Below are 15,682 nucleotides of genomic sequence, written 5' to 3'. Positions count from 1 at the left end.
GACGGGAAGGGGCGGCGGGGGCGAAAAACGCCTCAGGGAGAGGCCGGTGGATACAGCGACCGGGGCAGCTGAGAGGCCGCCGCCGCGTCCAGCAGCCACAGCGTGCGGGAGCGCCCGCGGGCGCCCGCCGCCGGGGCCTGGATCTCACCCGCGCCGGACAGCGCGATCGCCGCCGCCTCGGCCTTGTCCTCCCCGGCCGCCAGCAGCCACACCTCACGCGCCGCACGGATGGCCGGGAGCGTCAGGGTCACCCGCGTCGGCGGAGGCTTCGGCGCGCCGTGGACGCCCACCACCGTCCGCTCCGTCTCCCGCACCGCCGGCAGCTCCGGGAACAGCGACGCCACATGCGTGTCAGGGCCCACGCCCAGCATCAGGACGTCGAAGGTCGGCACGGAACCGTGGTTCTCCGGACCGGCCGCCAGGGCCAGCTCCTGCGCATACCCCTCCGCCGCCGCCTCGACATCGGCCCCGTACGGCCCGTCCGACGCCGGCATGGCATGCACCCGCTTCGGATCCAGCGGGACGGAGTCCAGCAGCGCCTCGCGGGCCTGCGTGACATTGCGGTCCGGGTCGCCCTCCGGCAGGAAGCGCTCGTCCCCCCACCACAGGTCGAGCCGGCCCCAGTCGATCGCGTCCCGGGCCGGAGCGGCAGCAAGGGCGGCCAGCAGGCCGTTGCCGTTGCGGCCGCCCGTGAGGACCACGGACGCACAGCCCCGGGAGGCCTGCGCGTCCACGATCTTCGTGATGAGGCGGGCCGCGGCGGCCTGCGCCATCAGTTCCTTGTCGTGGTGCACGACCAGCTGCGGAGTACTCACTTCGCCGCCGCCTTCGTCGCCTTGTTCTCGGCCGCGTCGTTCACCGGCGCCTTTGCCTGCGACTCTGCCTCCGCCTCCGGTGCGGAAGCTTCCTCAGCGGCTTCGACGGCGGCCTCTTCTCCTTTGGGGGCCACGGCCTCCGAGAGGTCGGGTGTGGGCAGCGAAGGGTTCAGCCGGTCCACCCCGAACCGCAGCGCCGAGGCATACGTGTCGTCCGGATCCAGCCGCCGCAGCTCCTCCGCGATCAGCTCCGCCGTCTCACGTCGCTTCAGCGCGACCGCACGGTCCGGCTGGCCCTGGATGGACAGGGTTGCCAGGGCGCCGTCCGCCCGGTCCAGGACTATCCGGCCGGTGTCGGTCGCCATGCGGACCGCCGTCAGACCCGGCCCGCTCGACAGCGACCGCTTCACCGGCACGTCCAGCCGGTCCGCGAGCCACATCGCCAGCAGTTCGCAGCTGGGGTTGAACTCCTCGCCCTCCACCTCGACGGCCTCCACCTCGCAGGTGACCTGGTCGAGGGCGGCGGCCAGCATCGAACGCCAGGGCGTGATGCGGGTCCAGGACAGGTCGGTGTCGCCGGGGGTGTACGTGTCGGCGCGCGCCGTCAGCTCCCGTACCGGCTGCTCCGCGGCGTACGTGTCCGTCACCCGGCGCTGGGCCAGCGCGCCCAGCGGGTCGTTCGCCGGGTCGAGGGGCGCGTTCACCGGCCACCAGACCACCACCGGGGCATCCGGCAGCAGCAGGGGCAGGACGACGGACTGGGCGTGGTCCGCGACCTCGCCGTACAGGCGGAGCACGACCGTCTCACCCGTCCCCGCGTCCGCGCCCACCCGCACCTCGGCGTCCAGCCGGGACTGCGTACGGTCGCGGGGCGAGCGCGAGACGCGCTTGATGACCACGAGGGTGCGCGAGGGGTGCTCGTGCGAGGCGTCGTTCGCGGCCTTGAGGGCGTCGTACGCGTTCTCCTCGTCCGTCACGATGACCAGCGTGAGCACCATGCCGACGGCCGGCGTGCCGATGGCACGGCGGCCCTGCACCAGCGCCTTGTTGATCTTGCTGGCCGTGGTGTCCGTGAGGTCTATCTTCATGGCCGGCGCCAGCTCCGTCCGTCTCGCTCGAGCATTTCGTCCGCCTCCACGGGCCCCCAGGTGCCGGACGGGTACTGGGCGGGCCTGCCGTTCTGGTCCCAGTACTGCTCGATCGGGTCGAGGATCTTCCAGGACAGCTCGACCTCCTCGGTGCGCGGGAAGAGGTTCGAGTCGCCGAGCAGGACGTCCAGGATCAGACGCTCGTACGCCTCCGGGGAGGACTCGGTGAAGGACTCGCCGTAGGCGAAGTCCATCGACACGTCCCGGATCTCCATCGAGGTGCCCGGCACCTTGGAGCCGAAGCGGACCGTCACTCCCTCGTCCGGCTGGACGCGGATGACGATCGCGTTCTTGCCGAGCTCCTCCGTCGCCGTGTGGTCGAAGGGGGAGTGCGGGGCCCGCTGGAAGACGACCGCGATCTCGGTGACCCGGCGGCCCAGACGCTTGCCGGTGCGCAGGTAGAACGGCACGCCCGCCCAACGGCGGTTGTCCACCTCCAGCTTGATGGCGGCGTACGTGTCCGTCTTCGACTTGGCGTCGATGCCCTCCTCCTGGAGGTACCCGACCGCCTTCTCGCCGCCCTGCCAGCCCTGCGCGTACTGGCCGCGCACGGTGTCCCGGCCCAGGTCCTTCGGCAGCCGTACCGCACCGAGCACCTTGGTCTTCTCGGCGGCCAGCGCGTCCGCGTCGAAGGAGGCGGGCTCCTCCATGGCCGTGAGAGCCATCAGCTGGAGGAGGTGGTTCTGGATGACGTCACGGGCGGCGCCGATGCCGTCGTAGTAGCCGGCCCGGCCGCCGATGCCGATGTCCTCGGCCATCGTGATCTGCACATGGTCCACGAAGGACCGGTTCCAGATCGGCTCGAACATCGTGTTGGCGAAGCGCAGCGCCAGGATGTTCTGGACGGTCTCCTTGCCCAGGTAGTGGTCGATGCGGAAGACCTGGTCCGGGGCGAAGACCTCGTGGACGACCTTGTTGAGCTCCTCGGCGGACTTCAGGTCGTGGCCGAAGGGCTTCTCGATGACCGCGCGGCGCCAGGAACCGCCGGTCTGGTCGGCGAGGCCGTGCTTCTTCAGCTGCTGGATGACCACGGGGAAGGAGCGCGGCGGCACCGACAGATAGAAGGCGAAGTTGCCGCCCGTGCCCTGTGCCTTGTCGAGCTCCTCGATGGTGCCGCGCAGCCGCTCGAAGGCGTCGTCGTCGTCGAAGGTGCCCTGCACGAAGCGCATCCCCTGGATGAGCTGCTGCCAGACCTCCTCGCGGAACGGCGTACGGGCGTGCTCCTTGACCGCGTCGTGCACCTCGGCCGCGAAGTCCTCGTGCTGCCACTCGCGGCGCGCGAACCCGACGAGGGAGAAGCCCGGCGGCAGCAGACCCCTGTTGGCGAGGTCGTACACGGCGGGCATGAGCTTCTTCCGTGACAGATCGCCCGTGACGCCGAAGATGACCAGGCCCGACGGCCCCGCGATACGCGGGAGCCGTCGGTCGGCGGGGTCACGAAGCGGGTTCGCTCCGGAACCGGAAAGAGGAGCCAAGGGTTCAGCCCTCCGAGGGGGCGAGGCGCTCCAGCTCCGCCTCGGTCGACTTGAGCAGGTCGTTCCAGGACGCCTCGAACTTCTCGACGCCCTCGTCCTCGAGGAGCTGCACCACGTCGTCGTACGAGATCCCGAGCTTCTCGACGGCGTCGATGTCGGCGCGGGCCTGCTCGTACGTACCGGCGACGGTGTTGCCGGTGATCGAGCCGCTCTCCTCGGTGGCGTGCAGGGTGGCCTCCGGCATGGTGTTCACCGTGTTCGGCGCCACCAGGTCGTCGACGTAGAGGGTCGGCTTGTACGCCGGGTCCTTCACGCCGGTGGAGGCCCACAGCGGACGCTGCTTGCGGGCGCCCGCGTTCTCCAGCTTGCTCCAGCGGTCGGAGGCGAAGACCTCCTCGTACGCCTGGTAGGCCAGGCGCGCGTTGGCGACGGCGGCCTTGCCGCGCAGCGCCTTGGCCTCGTCGGTGCCCAGGCCGTCGAGCCGCTTGTCGATCTCGGTGTCCACGCGGGACACGAAGAAGGACGCGACCGAGCGGATCAGCGAGAGGTCCAGGCCGCGCTCCTTGGCCTTCTCCAGGCCCGAGAGGTAGGCGTCCATGACCTCGCGGTAGCGCTCCAGCGAGAAGATCAGCGTCACGTTGACGCTGATGCCGAGGCCGATGACCTCGGTGATCGCCGGCAGACCCGCCTTGGTGGCCGGGATCTTGATGAGCGTGTTGGGGCGGTCGACCAGCCAGGCCAGCTGCTTGGCCTCGGCGACCGTCGCCTTGGTGTTGTGCGCCAGACGCGGGTCGACCTCGATCGACACGCGGCCGTCCTGGCCGTCGGTGGCGTCGAAGACCGGGCGCAGGATGTCGGCGGCGTCCCGGACGTCCGCCGTCGTGATCATGCGGACGGCCTCTTCGACGGTGACCTTGCGGGCGGCGAGGTCGGTGAGCTGCTGCTCGTAGCCGTCGCCCGAGGAGATCGCCTTCTGGAAGATCGTCGGGTTGGTGGTGACGCCCACGACGTGCTGCTGGTCGATCAGCTCGGCGAGGTTGCCGGACGTGATCCGCTTGCGCGACAGGTCGTCCAGCCAGATCGCGACGCCTTCTTCGGAGAGGCGCTTGAGTGCGTCTGTCATGGAATTACATCTCCTACGTGTCGTATATGAGCGTCAGCGCTGGGCGGCGGCGATGGATTCCCGGGCCTTGGCGGCCACGTTCTCCGCAGTGAACCCGAACTCGCGGAAGAGCACCTTGCCGTCCGCGGACGCACCGAAGTGCTCCAGGGAAACGATGCGGCCGGCGTCCCCCACGTACTTGTGCCAGGTGAGACCGATGCCGGCCTCGACCGCGACCCGCGCCTTCACCTGCGGCGGCAGAACGCTGTCCCGGTACCCCTGGTCCTGCTCCTCGAACCACTCCACGGACGGCATGGACACGACCCGCGTCGGCACCCCGTCGGCCTGCAGCTGCGCACGCGCCTCGACGGCGACATGCACCTCGGAACCGGTGGCGATCAGGATGACCTGCGCGTCGCCGCCCTCGGCCTCGAACAGGACGTAACCGCCCTTGGCCGCGTCCTCGTTGGGCTCGTACGTCGGCACGCCCTGACGGGTCAGCGCCAGACCGTGCGGGGCGCCCTTGCCGAACTCCTTGGTGTACCGCTTGAGGATCTCGCGCCAGGCGATCGCGGTCTCGTTGGCGTCGGCCGGGCGGACCACGTTCAGGCCGGGGATGGCGCGCAGGGACGCGAGGTGCTCGATGGGCTGGTGCGTCGGGCCGTCCTCGCCCAGGCCGATGGAGTCGTGCGTCCACACGTACGTCACCGGCAGGTGCATCAGCGCCGACAGACGCACCGCGTTGCGCATGTAGTCGGAGAAGACGAGGAACGTACCGCCGTAGATACGGGTGTGGCCGTGCAGCGCGATGCCGTTCATCTCCGCGGCCATGGAGTGCTCGCGGATGCCGAAGTGGATCGTGCGGCCGTACGGGCTCGCCTCCGGCAGGGGGTTGTCCGCCGGCAGGAACGAGGAGTTCTTGTCGATGGTCGTGTTGTTCGACCCGGCGAGGTCGGCGGAGCCGCCCCACAGCTCGGGGATGACCGCACCCAGCGCCTGCAGCACCTTGCCGGAGGCGGCACGCGTCGCGACACCCTTGCCCGGCTCGAAGACGGGGAGCTTGTCCTCCCAGCCGGCGGGCAGTTCACCCGCGTTGATGCGGTCGAACTCGGCGGCGCGCTCGGGGTTGTTCTGCCGCCACAGCTGGAAGGACTTCTCCCACTCGGCCTTCGCCTCGCGGCCCCGCTCCAGCGCCTGGCGGGTGTGCTTGATGACGTCGTCGGAGACCTCGAAGGACTGCTCCGGGTCGAAGCCGAGGACACGCTTGGTGGCGGCCACCTCGTCGTCGCCGAGCGCGGAGCCGTGCGCGGCCTCGGTGTTCTGCGCGTTCGGGGCGGGCCAGGCGATGATCGAGCGCATCGCGATGAAGGACGGCTTGTCCGTCACCTGCTTCGCGGCCTCGATCGCGTTGTAGATGGCGTGCGGGTCGAGGTCGCCGTCGGGCTTCGGGGCGATGCGCTGGACATGCCAGCCGTAGGCCTCGTACCGCTTGACGGTGTCCTCGGAGACGGCCGTCTCGGTGTCGCCCTCGATCGAGATGTGGTTGTCGTCCCACAGCAGGATCAGGTTGCCGAGCTTCTGGTGGCCGGCCAGCGAGGACGCCTCGGCGGAGATGCCCTCCTGGAGGCAGCCGTCACCGGCGATCGCGAAGACGAAGTGGTCGAAGGGGGACTCGCCCTGCGGGGCCTCCGGGTCGAACAGGCCGCGCTCGTAGCGGGCGGCCATCGCCATGCCCACGGCGTTGGCGACACCCTGGCCGAGCGGGCCGGTCGTCGTCTCGACGCCCTTGGTGTGGCCGTACTCCGGGTGGCCCGGGGTCTTCGAGCCCCAGGTACGGAAGGCCTTCAGGTCGTCCAGCTCCAGGCCGAAGCCGGCCAGGTAGAGCTGCGTGTAGAGGGTCAGGGACGAGTGACCGGCGGACAGCACGAAGCGGTCGCGGGCAACCCAGTCGGGGTCGGCCGGGTCGTGCCGCATCACCTTCTGGAAGAGGGTGTAGGCGGCGGGCGCCAGGCTCATCGCCGTACCCGGATGGCCGTTGCCGACCTTCTGTACGGCGTCGGCGGCCAGGACGCGGGCGGTGTCCACGGCCCGCTGGTCCAACTCGGTCCACTCGAGGTCTGTGGTGGTCGGCTTGGTGCTCACCCTGAGTCAGGGCTCCTCTCCACATGTCACGCATGTCGAATGCCGGCGCACTGGACGCCCACCGGCCGCTGTCGAGCCTACCCCCGTAAGTACGTGCAATTTTTCGAGTCATCCCAGACTGCCGGGCCTACGGGGGATCCGCCTCCCGACTGGGCGGATCGCATTCGGCAACTGAATACGGAGCGGCTCATCCGAGTGCTCAATCGAGCTGTCGATCGAGCTTCTGTACGGCCCCTCCCAACACGACCCCACCCCCGCGAAGGCCGGGGTATGGGCAACGTCTACAGTGGCGTGGTACGCGCGAGCCTTTACCGGGACTTCACAGGGATGGGGCTTGCTGGGATGTCTCTGTAGGGGTGTGCGTGACGGCCGTCGAATCCCGTCCAGCCGGGGTGCTGGGGGAGAGCAGGAGCTCGAGTCACCGGCCGTTCGGGGCCCGTGTCAAGGCGTTCGTGGCGCTCACCAAGCCGCGGATCATCGAGCTGCTGCTCATCACCACCGTTCCGGTGATGTTCCTCGCCCAGCAGGGCGTGCCTGACCTGACGCTGGTGCTGCTCACCTGCGTCGGCGGCTACCTCTCGGCGGGCGGTGCCAACGCGCTGAACATGTACATCGACCGCGACATCGACGCCCTCATGGACCGCACCTCGCAGCGACCACTGGTCACCGGCATGGTCAGCCCCCGCGAGTGCCTCGCCTTCGGCATCACCCTCGCGGTCGTCTCGACGCTCCTGTTCGGCCTCACCGTCAACTGGCTGAGCGCCTGGCTCTCCCTCGGCGCACTCCTCTTCTACGTCGTCGTCTACACGATGATCCTCAAGCGCCGTACCTCGCAGAACATCGTGTGGGGCGGCATCGCCGGCTGCCTCCCGGTGCTCATCGGCTGGTCGTCCGTCACCGACTCCATGTCGTGGGCGCCGATCATCCTCTTCCTCGTCATGTTCTTCTGGACGCCGCCGCACTACTGGCCGCTGTCCATGAAGGTCAAGGAGGACTACGCGCGCGTGGGCGTGCCGATGCTGCCGGTCGTCGCCTCCAACAAGGTGGTCGCCAAGCAGATCGTGATCTACAGCTGGGTGATGGTCGCGGTGTCGCTCCTGCTCACCCCGCTCGGCTACACGGGCTGGTTCTACACCCTGGTGGCGCTGCTGGCCGGCGGCTTCTGGCTGTGGGAGGCGCACGGCCTGCAGAACCGGGCCAAGGCCGAGGTGACGGGCGCCAAGCTGAAGGAGATGCGCCTGTTCCACTGGTCCATCACCTACGTGTCGATCCTGTTCGTCGCCGTCGCGGTGGACCCCTTCCTGCGTTAGTGACTCAGGCGGGCGGGGTGCGTGGTCAAGGCCACGCACCCCGCCCGTCGCCGTTTGATCTACCCGTCGGTAGCATCCTGGCCATGGCAGAGACTCAGCAGGTTGACCCGAAGGCCGAGCGCAAGGTGGCGCGGCTCGCCAAGCAGATCAGCGCCTTCTCCAAGGCGCACGGCGGGGCCGAGGGCCAGGTGGCCTACATCGGCGAGCGCGGCGCGCGCATCGTCCTCGTCGGCGAGGACGGCGGCTGGGGCGACCTGGTGGCGCCCTCGTACGAGCTGGCCGAGAAGGCGGTGGAGAAGGCCGGCATCACCGTCCACGAGGACTTCGACGGCGAGTTCGCGGCCAAGGTGAAGACGGGCCGGTACGAGTGGACGCGCATGGCGGGGATCCAGGTGGGCGGTCCTAGCAACACCTAGTGCCGGGTTCACCCGTTAGGCCCTGCGACAGCAGGGGCCAGCACACGGGGAGTCCGGATGATCGAAACGCCGTCCCTCGTGGACCAGTACTGCCACGGCGTACTGAGGACGGAGCTGGGTCTCGGCACCTTCGAGGCCCAGCTGGCCCGCACCGAGGGCCCGCCCGCGCCCGGCACCACCCTCTTCGACACGCAGACCGGTTTCGCCGTACGACGCTGGTGCCCTCCGCTGCTCGGCCTGGAACCGCACTGTCCGCCCGCCCGCTATCTCGCCCGCCGTCGTGAACTGGGCGTACTGGAAACGGGCCGCAGGCTGCTGCGCGGCAGCGGCATCACGACGTATCTGGTCGACACGGGCCTGCCCGGCGATCTGACCGGCCCCTCCGAGCTGGCGTCCGCCGGGGCCGCCGAGGCCCGCGAGATCGTCCGTCTGGAGTTACTGGCCGAACAGGTCGCCGACACCTCCGGCACCGTGGAGTCCTTCCTCGCCAACCTCGCCGAGTCGGTGCACGCCGCGGCCGCGAACGCCGTGGCCTTCACCTCGGTCGCGGGCGTACGGCACGGTCTGGCACTCGCGCCCGAGCCGCCGGGGCCGGGTGAGGTGCGGGGCGCCGCCGGCCGGTGGCTGGCCGGGCGCAGGGTCGGCGGCGAGCTGACCGACGCCGTCCTCCTGCGGCATCTGCTGTGGATCGCGGTCGCCTCCGGCCTGCCGCTCCAACTCCACGCCGGTCTCGGCGAACCGGGCCAGCGCATCGACCGCACCGACCCGGTGCTGCTCACGGACTTCGTCCGCGCGACGGCAGGCCTGGGCACCGACCTGGTCCTGCTGCACGGCTACCCCTACCACCGCCACGCCGCCCACCTGGCCGGCGTCTTCCCGCACGTCTACGCCGACTCGGGAGCCGCCCTGGTCCGCACCGGCGCCCGCGCCGCGACCGTCCTCGCCGAGATCCTGGAACTGGCCCCGTTCGGCAAGATCCTCTTCTCCAGCGGCGCCCATGGCCTGCCCGAGCTGCACGTCGTGGGGGCGCGACTGTTCCGGGAGGCCCTGGGGCGGGTACTGGGCGGCTGGGTCGCCGAGGGGGCGTGGTCGCTGGGGGACGCGCAGCGGGTGGCGGGGATGGTGGCGTCCGGGAACGCCCGCAGGGTGTACGGACTGGAGTGAGCCGCGCCCCGAAGGGGCGCGGGGAACTGCGCGACCAGCCACGACGGCGCCGCGGACGATCGACCGCATGTCCCGACGCTTCTCCCAGCGGAGCGCTTACGCGCGCGTGCCCACCGTCACCTCGGTCGCCGGGCCGGGCAGGTCGGCAACCACCTCCGGCCGCTCCCGCAGGGCCAGCAGCACCCGCAGCGCCCAGATCCAGATCAGGCAGGAGCCGAACATGTGCAGCCCGACGAGGACCTCGGGCAGGTGCGTGAAGTACTGGACGTAGCCGATGACGCCCTGCGCGAGCAGCACCAGGAACAGCTCGCGGGTGCGGGCCAGCGGGTCCTTGGGGGCGTCGACCGCCTTCAGGACGAACCACAGGGCGAAGGTGAGCGTCACCACGATCCACGCGAGCACCGCGTGCAGCTTGGCGACCGTCTCCCAGTCGATCGGGATCCGCTCGACCTTGCTGGAGTCACCCGCGTGCGGTCCCGCGCCGGTGACCACCGTGCCCACCGCGATCAGCAGCACGGTGGCGAGGACCAGGAACCACACCATCTGCTGCACCGGCTTGCCGACCAGCGGGCGGGGTGCCCCGTCGCCCTCGCGGGTGCGCTGCCACATCACGACGGCGACCGCGATCAGCGCGGAGGCGAGCAGGAAGTGGGCGGCGACCGTGTAGGGGTTGAGGCCGACCAGGACCACGATGCCGCCGAGCACCGCATTGCCCATGACCAGCCAGAACTGGGCCCAGCCGAGTCGGGTCAGGCTGCGCCGGTACGGCTTCTCGGAGCGTGCGGCGATGATCGCCCAGCCGATGGCGGCGCACAGCACATACGTCAGCATGCGGTTGCCGAACTCGATGGCGCTGTGGAAGTTCATCTCGCCCGTCGGTGCGAGCGAGTCCGCGGTGCACTTGGGCCAGGTCGGGCAGCCGAGCCCGGAGCCGGTCAGCCGCACCGCGCCGCCGGTGACCACGATGACCACCGACATGACGAGCGCGGAAAGAGCCGACCGCTGGACCGTCCGGGGCTCGGGGGTCCAGCGTGCGGCGATGAAGGAGAGCGGGTTGCGCAAGGCCGCCACGGCGTCGGCGCGGGTCACGTTTGGCACGTGTTCCATCGTAGGGGGCCGCTTGTGCACGCTTTCACGAGGGTCCATGACGCGCCCGTCTCCCGAACGGCTCCCAGCTGGCCTCAGCTACGCCCAGCTACTCCCAGCGGAAGAACTTCCCGGCCGCTGCCAGCCCGACGACTGCCCACACGCCCAGGATCCCCAGGTCACCCCAGGGCATTCCGGCTCCGTGCTGCAGCACGTCTCGCAACCCGTCCGACAGCGCCGAGATGGGCAGCAGCCCCAGTACGTCCTGCGCTCCCTGCGGGAACTTGTCCATCGGCACGATCACGCCGCCGCCCACGAGCAGCAGCAGGAAGACCAGGTTGGCGGCGGCCAGGGTCGCCTCGGCCTTGAGCGTGCCCGCCATCAGCAGACCGAGGCCGGAGAAGGCCGCCGTGCCCAGGATCAGCAGGAGCAGGACGGCTGCCGGGTTGCCGTGCGGCGACCAGCCCAGCACGAAGGCGATCACCGTCAGGAGGATCACCTGCAGGATCTCCGTGACCAGCACCGACGCCGTCTTCGCGGTCATCAGCCCCCAGCGGGGGAGCGGCGAGGAGGCAAGACGCTTCAGGACGCCGTAGCGGCGCTCGAAGCCCGTGGCGATCGCCTGGCCCGTGAATGACGTGGACATGACCGCGAGCGCCAGGATGCCGGGGGCGAGGAAGTCGACGGACTTGCCCTTGCCCGTGTCCACGATGTCGACCGAGCTGAACAGGACCAGCAGGAGGGTCGGGATCACGACCGTCAGCAGGAGCTGTTCGCCGTTGCGCAGCAGCATCTTCGTCTCGAGCGCCGCCTGCGCGGCGATCATGCGGGGGAGAGGGGCCGCGCCGGGCTTCGGCGCATACGTACCGGTGGCCGTGGTCACGAGCGCAGCTCCTTGCCGGTGAGCTCCAAAAACACGTCTTCGAGGGTGTGCCGTTCGACCGAGATCCTGTCCGGCATCACCCCGTGCTGCGCGCACCAGGACGCCACCGTCGCCAGCAGCTGCGGGTCGACCTTGCCGACGACCCGGTAGGAGCCCGGGGTCAGCTCCGCGGCCGAGCAGTCGGCGGGGAGCGCCTTGAGGAGGGAGCCCACGTCCAGGCCGGGGCGGCCGGTGAAGCGGAGGGTGTTCTCGGCGCCGCCGCGGCACAGCTCCTCCGGGGAGCCCTGGGCGATGACCCGGCCGGCGTCGATGATCGCGACGTCGTCGGCGAGCTGCTCGGCCTCGTCCATGTAGTGCGTGGTGAGGATCACCGAGACGCCGTCGGCGCGCAGGTCGCGGACCAGGTCCCAGGTGGCGTGCCGGGCCTGCGGGTCCAGGCCCGCGGTCGGCTCGTCCAGGAACACCAGCTCAGGGCGGCCCACGACCGCCATCGCGAGTGCGAGGCGCTGCTGCTGGCCGCCCGAGAGACGGCGGTACGTCGTACGGCCGCAGGAGCCGAGGCCGAGCCGCTCTATGAGGGCGTCCACGTCCAGCGGGTCGGCGTGCAGTTTCGCCACGTGCCGCAGCATCTCGTCCGGCCGGGCGCCCGAGTAGACGCCTCCGGACTGCAGCATCACGCCGATGCGCGGATGCAGTTGGCGCGCTTGTCCCACGGGGTCGAGCCCCAGGACGCGCACGGTGCCCGAGTCCGGTCTGCGGTATCCCTCGCAGGTCTCCACGGTCGTGGTCTTGCCCGCGCCGTTCGGGCCGAGTACGGCGGTCACGCCCGCCTGGGCCACCAGGTCGAGGCCGTCCACAGCGGTTTTGCTGCCGTACCGCTTCACCAGGGCCTGAACCTGGACCACGGGCTCACTTCGCATGGGCCCGAGTCTAGGTACGCCTTCCACGGCCCGGACGGGCGGGTGCAGGATCTCCACTCCCAGGGGGTGCGGGGATCTCGTCCTCACGGGACCGGTGCACCGCCAGCCACCGCTCCGCGTACGCCACCGCGTCCGCCACGGGGAACAGCCGGACGTCGGCGGCGCCCACCTTCCCGCGGACGACGCCACGGTCCCGCTCGAAGTCGTACCCCAGCTCGTCGAACCGCTCGGAGGTGATCGACACCTCCGTCACCGTCTCCCAGCCGCCCCCGGGCGCGGGACGCCCCACGGCGACGAGCGGCGACGGTATCCGGTACTCGGCGAGATGGAAGGCGGTGCAGCTGTCGTAGCCGGCGCCCAGCAGGAGCACCCGGGCGCCCAAGGCCTCCAGCCGTGCCAGCGGGCTGCGCTCGCCGAGCCGGCAGTCGGGCGCATGGCCGTCGACGATCTCCGCCGTGCGCGGGCCGAGGGCCGCGAAGGACGTCTGCGGGTGCGCGCTGCGCCGGGCGCCCGGCCAGGTGCGCACGGTCTCCGGGATCACGCCGACCCCGCGCGAGGGTGTGACCAGCGGGTCGTAGACGGGCATGGTGGCCCGGATCGGCTCCCACCACTCCTCGGGCACCGGCGGGTTCGCCCACAGCGCCGGGTCCGAGAGGTCGCCGGTCTGGGTCGGGACGACGATCGTGCCCTCCGTACCGACCGCGTCGAGAAGACCTTGCACGACCGCGACGGCGCCTCCGCACACCCACCCGAGGCTGCTGAGGGAGGAGTGCACGAGGAGGGTTTCGCCGGTCTTGACGCCCAGTAGGCGCAGCTCTGTGGCCATGGTGTCGCGGGTGACAAGAGGGCCGGTCGGAGGGGGTGTCGGCATGGTTGGGGAGTGTTCCCGAAGGGGCCCGGGGGCGCCACCGAATTGGCCCGGCTCTGATCGATCAAAGATCGTTTCCGCAGGTCAGGTTAGGGGTGCCTAAGTGACGCAGGGCACCGTCCAGCTGCCGGGACGCGGCTTGCCCGGTCCTGAGGAATTACGCAACAATGGCGTTGTGAAAAACGTCGGCGAGGCTCTGGAGACCCCCACGGGGTCGCACCAGGAAGAGCACGCGACCGGTGAGCGCTCCACGCGCAACCGCGTCGCGCGGTCGATCCTGGACCACGGGCCGTCGACCGTCACCGAGCTGGCCGGGCGCCTCGGGCTCACCCCCGCGGCGGTACGACGGCATCTGGACGCGCTGGTCGCGGACGACGTCGTCCAGGCGCGGGAGCAGCGGGTGTACGGCGCGCGTACGCGCGGCCGGCCCGCCAAGGTGTTCGCGCTGACCGACTGCGGCCGTGACGCCTTCGACCAGTCCTACGACAAGCTCGCCGCGGACGCCCTGCGCTGGATCCAGGAGCGCTTCGGCGGGGACGAGGCGGTGGTGGCCTTCGCGCGCGCGAGGATCGCCGAGCAGGCCGCCGCCTACCGCAAGGCGATCGAGGCCGCCGCCCCCGAGCAGCGCACCGAAGCCCTGGCCAAGGCCCTGAGCGCGGACGGGTACGCTGCTACGGCGCGCAGCGCCCCCCTCCCGCAAAAAGGTGAGCAGCTCTGCCAGCACCACTGCCCGGTGGCCCATGTCGCGGAGAAGTTCCCGCAGCTGTGCGAGGCGGAGACCGAGATCTTCTCCCAGCTGCTCGGTACGCACGTCCAGCGGCTGGCGACCATCGCGCACGGCGACGGCGTCTGCACGACGTTCATCCCAAAGATTTCCAAAGCTACTCATAACGCAACCGCAAGCACGGCCGGGAGGAACCCCGCATGACTCTCCCCACGGAGACTGCCCACCCTGAGCTCGATGGTCTGGGCAACTACGAATACGGCTGGGCCGACTCCGACGTGGCCGGTGCCTCTGCCAAGCGAGGCATCAACGAGGACGTCGTCCGGGACATCTCCGCGAAGAAGAACGAGCCGGAGTGGATGACCAAGCTCCGTCTCAAGGGGCTGCGCCTGTTCGAGAAGAAGCCCATGCCGAACTGGGGCTCCGACCTCTCCGGCATCGACTTCGACAACATCAAGTACTTCGTGCGCTCCACGGAGAAGCAGGCGGAGTCCTGGGAGGACCTGCCCGAGGACATCAAGAACACGTACGACAAGCTCGGCATCCCCGAGGCGGAGAAGCAGCGCCTCGTCGCCGGTGTCGCGGCCCAGTACGAGTCCGAGGTCGTCTACCACCAGATCCGCGAGGACCTGGAGGAGCAGGGCGTCATCTTCCTGGACACCGACACCGCCCTGAAGGAGCACCCCGAGCTCTTCAAGGAGTACTTCGGGACGGTCATCCCGGTCGGCGACAACAAGTTCGCGTCGCTGAACACCGCCGTGTGGTCCGGCGGCTCCTTCATCTACGTGCCGAAGGGCGTGCACGTGGAGATCCCGCTCCAGGCCTACTTCCGCATCAACACGGAGAACATGGGCCAGTTCGAGCGGACGCTGATCATCGTCGACGAGGACGCCTACGTCCACTACGTCGAGGGCTGTACGGCTCCGATCTACAAGTCGGACTCGCTGCACTCCGCGGTCGTCGAGATCATCGTGAAGAAGGGCGCCCGCTGCCGCTACACGACCATCCAGAACTGGTCGAACAACGTCTACAACCTGGTCACCAAGCGCGCCGTGGCGTACGAGGGCGCGACCATGGAGTGGATCGACGGCAACATCGGCTCCAAGGTGACGATGAAGTACCCGGCCGTCTACCTGATGGGCGAGCACGCCAAGGGCGAGACCCTCTCCATCGCCTTCGCCGGCGAGGGCCAGCACCAGGACGCCGGCTCCAAGATGGTCCACATGGCGCCGAACACCTCCTCCAACATCGTCTCGAAGTCCGTGGCGCGTGGCGGTGGCCGTACCTCCTACCGCGGTCTGGTCGAGATCGGTGAGGGCGCCGCCGGATCCAAGTCGAACGTGCTGTGCGACGCGCTGCTCGTCGACACCATCTCCCGCTCCGACACGTACCCCTACGTGGACGTGCGTGAGGACGACGTGTCCATGGGCCACGAGGCCACCGTCTCCAAGGTCTCCGAGGACCAGCTCTTCTACCTGATGAGCCGTGGTCTGAGCGAGTTCGAGGCGATGGCGATGATCGTGCGCGGCTTCGTCGAGCCCATCGCGAAGGAGCTGCCCATGGAATACGCGCTGGAACTCAACCGGCTGATCGAGCTCCAGATGGAAGGCGCGGTCGGCTGACGCCAAC

14 protein-coding genes are annotated in these 15,682 nt (G+C 69.9%); 5 read left to right on the top strand and 9 right to left on the bottom strand.

Annotated features, from left to right (window positions below):
- Positions 1–32: 32 nt before the first annotated feature.
- Genes pgl through tkt form a run of 5 tightly spaced genes read right to left on the bottom strand, consistent with a single transcriptional unit; the run spans position 33 to position 6,682 of the window.
- Entirely contained in the window at positions 33–815 is a 783-nt protein-coding gene (pgl, locus tag ACWCRD_RS22180; RefSeq protein WP_450967524.1) for a 6-phosphogluconolactonase, read from the bottom strand.
- A complete protein-coding gene (opcA, locus tag ACWCRD_RS22175; protein ID WP_450967523.1) occupies positions 812–1,903 on the bottom strand; it encodes a glucose-6-phosphate dehydrogenase assembly protein OpcA in 1,092 nt (363 codons plus the stop codon). Before opcA ends, pgl begins: the two co-directional genes overlap by 4 nt.
- Entirely contained in the window at positions 1,900–3,438 is a 1,539-nt protein-coding gene (gene zwf, locus ACWCRD_RS22170) for a glucose-6-phosphate dehydrogenase (protein ID WP_450967522.1), read from the bottom strand. The genes opcA and zwf overlap by 4 nt, the downstream gene beginning before the upstream one ends.
- Positions 3,439–3,442: 4 nt before the next feature.
- Positions 3,443–4,561, bottom strand: a complete 1,119-nt coding sequence (tal, locus tag ACWCRD_RS22165; protein WP_450967521.1) for a transaldolase — start codon at positions 4,559–4,561, stop codon at positions 3,443–3,445.
- 33 nt (positions 4,562–4,594) lie between these two features.
- A complete protein-coding gene (gene tkt / locus ACWCRD_RS22160; RefSeq protein ID WP_450967520.1) occupies positions 4,595–6,682 on the bottom strand; it encodes a transketolase in 2,088 nt (695 codons plus the stop codon).
- 356 nt (positions 6,683–7,038) lie between these two features.
- Between tkt and ACWCRD_RS22155 the strand changes: the two genes are divergently transcribed.
- The 3 genes from ACWCRD_RS22155 to ACWCRD_RS22145 all read left to right on the top strand — a co-directional run bounded on the left by ACWCRD_RS22155 (position 7,039) and on the right by ACWCRD_RS22145 (position 9,572).
- A complete protein-coding gene (locus ACWCRD_RS22155; RefSeq protein WP_450967519.1) occupies positions 7,039–7,992 on the top strand; it encodes a heme o synthase in 954 nt (317 codons plus the stop codon).
- An 83-nt stretch (positions 7,993–8,075) separates the two neighbouring features.
- Entirely contained in the window at positions 8,076–8,408 is a 333-nt protein-coding gene (locus tag ACWCRD_RS22150; RefSeq protein ID WP_181922503.1) for a hypothetical protein, read from the top strand.
- Between the two features lie 57 nt (positions 8,409–8,465).
- The gene (locus ACWCRD_RS22145; RefSeq protein WP_450967518.1) at positions 8,466–9,572 is read left to right on the top strand and encodes an amidohydrolase family protein; all 1,107 of its coding nucleotides are present in this window, start codon (positions 8,466–8,468) and stop codon (positions 9,570–9,572) included.
- Positions 9,573–9,668: 96 nt separating this feature from the next.
- On the opposite strand, the gene ACWCRD_RS22140 is transcribed toward ACWCRD_RS22145, so the two are convergent.
- The 4 genes from ACWCRD_RS22140 to ACWCRD_RS22125 all read right to left on the bottom strand — a co-directional run bounded on the left by ACWCRD_RS22140 (position 9,669) and on the right by ACWCRD_RS22125 (position 13,332).
- Positions 9,669–10,679, bottom strand: a complete 1,011-nt coding sequence (locus tag ACWCRD_RS22140) for a COX15/CtaA family protein (RefSeq protein WP_450967517.1) — start codon at positions 10,677–10,679, stop codon at positions 9,669–9,671.
- A gap of 88 nt (positions 10,680–10,767) precedes the next feature.
- Positions 10,768–11,484: an ABC transporter permease gene (locus tag ACWCRD_RS22135; protein WP_450967691.1), complete on the bottom strand. Its 717-nt coding sequence runs from the start codon at positions 11,482–11,484 to the stop codon at positions 10,768–10,770.
- 53 nt (positions 11,485–11,537) lie between these two features.
- Positions 11,538–12,461, bottom strand: a complete 924-nt coding sequence (locus ACWCRD_RS22130; RefSeq protein WP_450967516.1) for an ABC transporter ATP-binding protein — start codon at positions 12,459–12,461, stop codon at positions 11,538–11,540.
- Positions 12,462–12,471: 10 nt separating this feature from the next.
- The gene (locus ACWCRD_RS22125; protein WP_450967515.1) at positions 12,472–13,332 is read right to left on the bottom strand and encodes an aminoglycoside N(3)-acetyltransferase; all 861 of its coding nucleotides are present in this window, start codon (positions 13,330–13,332) and stop codon (positions 12,472–12,474) included.
- A 172-nt stretch (positions 13,333–13,504) separates the two neighbouring features.
- Between ACWCRD_RS22125 and ACWCRD_RS22120 the strand changes: the two genes are divergently transcribed.
- Both ACWCRD_RS22120 and sufB read left to right on the top strand, forming a co-directional pair.
- On the top strand, positions 13,505–14,257 hold the full coding sequence (locus tag ACWCRD_RS22120; protein ID WP_450967514.1) for a helix-turn-helix transcriptional regulator: 753 nt from the start codon (positions 13,505–13,507) through the stop codon (positions 14,255–14,257).
- Positions 14,254–15,675, top strand: coding sequence for a Fe-S cluster assembly protein SufB (sufB, locus tag ACWCRD_RS22115; RefSeq protein ID WP_450967513.1), 1,422 nt, complete (start codon positions 14,254–14,256; stop codon positions 15,673–15,675). The genes ACWCRD_RS22120 and sufB overlap by 4 nt, the downstream gene beginning before the upstream one ends.
- Positions 15,676–15,682: the final 7 nt, after the last annotated feature.

The organism is Streptomyces sp. NPDC002092, from assembly GCF_053593775.1.
The sequence above is the reverse complement of the archived record's forward strand: the minus strand, read 5'-3'. Positions and strand labels throughout refer to the sequence as shown.